Origin of the sequence: Brachymonas moutaii (nom. illeg.) (genome assembly GCF_049977365.1) — a bacterium.
Classification (GTDB): domain Bacteria; phylum Pseudomonadota; class Gammaproteobacteria; order Burkholderiales; family Burkholderiaceae_C; genus Brachymonas.
The window spans coordinates 2,501-5,463 of record NZ_JBNGEN010000016.1 but is presented as its reverse complement, the minus strand read 5'-3'; the positions used below and the strand labels follow the sequence as shown (position 1 = coordinate 5,463).

Genomic DNA, 2,963 nt, shown 5'->3' with positions numbered 1-2,963 from the left:
AAAAAAGCGCCCCCATACGACGGGGGCGCTTCGAGCTGTAATGAGCCTGACGATGACCTACTTTCACACGGGAATCCGCACTATCATCGGCGCAGAGTCGTTTCACTGTCCTGTTCGGGATGGGAAGGAGTGGGACCAACTCGCTATGGTCATCAGGCTTTAACCTTGCTGCCTGCACCCGGACTGCACGCTTGTTCACGTGCCACCCGGCCACAGACGAATTCATAGAGTCTCCATCAGCTATCTTGATTGCGCCTGGCATAACACTTTCACCATGCCCAGCCTCTGGCTAGGGAAGGTCAAAGTTATAGGGTCAAGCCGCACGAGCAATTAGTACTGGTTAGCTTAACGCATTGCTGCGCTTCCACACCCAGCCTATCAACGTCCTGGTCTAGAACGACTCTTCAGGGGGGTCTAGCCCCCGGCAGATCTCATCTCGAAACGAGTTTCCCGCTTAGATGCTTTCAGCGGTTATCTCTTCCACACATAGCTACCCTGCGATGCCACTGGCGTGACAACAGGTACACCAGAGGTGTGTCCACTCCGGTCCTCTCGTACTAGGAGCAGGCTTCCTCAAATCTGCAGCGCCCACGGAAGATAGGGACCAAACTGTCTCACGACGTTTTAAACCCAGCTCACGTACCTCTTTAAATGGCGAACAGCCATACCCTTGGGACCGGCTACAGCCCCAGGATGAGATGAGCCGACATCGAGGTGCCAAACACCGCCGTCGATATGAACTCTTGGGCGGTATCAGCCTGTTATCCCCAGAGTACCTTTTATCCGTTGAGCGATGGCCCTTCCATACAGAACCACCGGATCACTATGTCCTGCTTTCGCATCTGCTCGACTTGTCAGTCTCGCAGTTAAGCACGCTTATGCCATTGCACTATCGTCACGATGTCCGACCGTAACTAGCGTACCTTCGAACTCCTCCGTTACACTTTGGGAGGAGACCGCCCCAGTCAAACTGCCTACCATGCACTGTCCCTAAGCCCGATTCAGGGCCCAAGGTTAGAACCTCAAACGCACCAGGGTGGTATTTCAACGTCGGCTCCAGGTGAACTAGCATCCACCCTTCAAAGCCTCCCACCTATCCTACACAGATCCGTTCAAAGTCCAATACAAAGCTACAGTAAAGGTTCATGGGGTCTTTCCGTCTTTCCGCGGGGAGATTGCATCATCACAAACATTTCAACTTCGCTGAGTCTCTGGAGGAGACAGTGTGGCCATCGTTACGCCATTCGTGCAGGTCGGAACTTACCCGACAAGGAATTTCGCTACCTTAGGACCGTTATAGTTACGGCCGCCGTTTACTGGGACTTCGATCAAGAGCTCTCACCCCATCACTTAATCTTCCAGCACCGGGCAGGCGTCACACCCTATACGTCCACTTTCGTGTTTGCAGAGTGCTGTGTTTTTAATAAACAGTCGCAGCCACCTATTCTTTGCAACCCTTTCACGCTCAGATGCTCTCCTCACGCTACCGGGGCACACCTTCTCCCGAAGTTACGGTGTCAATTTGCCGAGTTCCTTCTCCAGAGTTCTCTCAAGCGCCTTAGAATACTCATCTCGCGCACCAGTGTCGGTTTGCGGTACGGTCGTTGCAAGCTGAAGCTTAGTGGCTTTTCCTGGAACCCCGTTCAGTGACTTCGCAAGCAAGCTCGCTCGAGCGGCAGCCTCGGTATGTGTGCGCCGGATTTGCCTAACGCACGCCTACTTCTGCCTCAACCGGGACTTCCAACACCCGGATCACCTAGTAAGATTCGTCCCCACATCGCACTTGCAATCGGTACAGGAATATTGACCTGTTTCCCATCAGCTACGCATCTCTGCCTCGCCTTAGGGGCCGACTCACCCTACGCCGATGAACGTTGCGTAGGAAACCTTGCGCTTACGGCGAGCGGGCTTTTCACCCGCTTTAACGCTACTCATGTCAGCATTCGCACTTCTGATACCTCCAGCACGCTTTACAACGCACCTTCTCAGGCTTACAGAACGCTCTCCTACCACGCACAGCATGTGCTGTGCATCCGCAGCTTCGGTAACTGGCTTAGCCCCGTTACATCTTCCGCGCAAGACGACTCGATCAGTGAGCTATTACGCTTTCTTTAAATGGTGGCTGCTTCTAAGCCAACATCCTGACTGTTTTTGCCTTCTCACTTCGTTTCCCACTTAGCCAATTTTAGGGACCTTAGCTGGCGGTCTGGGTTGTTTCCCTCTTGTGTCCGGACGTTAGCACCCGGTGCACTGTCTCCCAAGCTGTACTCTGCGGTATTCGGAGTTTGCCTTGGTTTGGTAAGTCGCCATGACCCCCTAGCCAAAACAGTGCTCTACCCCCGCAGGTAATACTTGAGGCACTACCTAAATAGTTTTCGGAGAGAACCAGCTATTTCCAGGTTTGTTTAGCCTTTCACCCCTATCCACAGCTCATCCGCTAGTTTTGCAACACTAGTCGGTTCGGACCTCCAGTACCTGTTACGGCACCTTCATCCTGGCCATGGATAGATCACCTGGTTTCGGGTCTACACCCAGCGACTCAATCGCCCTATTCGGACTCGATTTCTCTTCGGCTTCCCTATTCGGTTAACCTCGCCACTGAATGTAAGTCGCTGACCCATTATACAAAAGGTACGCCGTCACCTTGCGGCTCCGACTTTTTGTAAGCATGCGGTTTCAGGATCTATTTCACTCCCCTCCCGGGGTTCTTTTCGCCTTTCCCTCACGGTACTAGTTCACTATCGGTCGATGATGAGTATTTAGCCTTGGAGGATGGTCCCCCCATGTTCAGACAGGGTTTCACGTGCCCCGCCCTACTTGTTCGCAACTTAGTACCACCACAACGTTTTCGCATACAGGGCTATCACCTGCTACGGCCGACCTTTCCAGATCGTTCTGCTGACGATGTCGCTATCTTTGCCAGGCTCCTGCGATTTCGCTCGCCACTACTTTCGCAATCTCGG

2 rRNA genes (1 of these 2 cut by a window edge) are annotated in these 2,963 nt (G+C 53.2%); both read right to left on the bottom strand.

Annotated features, from left to right (window positions below):
- Positions 1–44: 44 nt before the first annotated feature.
- A 5S ribosomal RNA gene (gene rrf / locus ACP2WS_RS11145) occupies positions 45–157 on the bottom strand.
- Between the two features lie 152 nt (positions 158–309).
- A 23S ribosomal RNA gene (locus ACP2WS_RS11140) occupies positions 310–2,963 on the bottom strand (it continues 221 nt past the right edge of the window).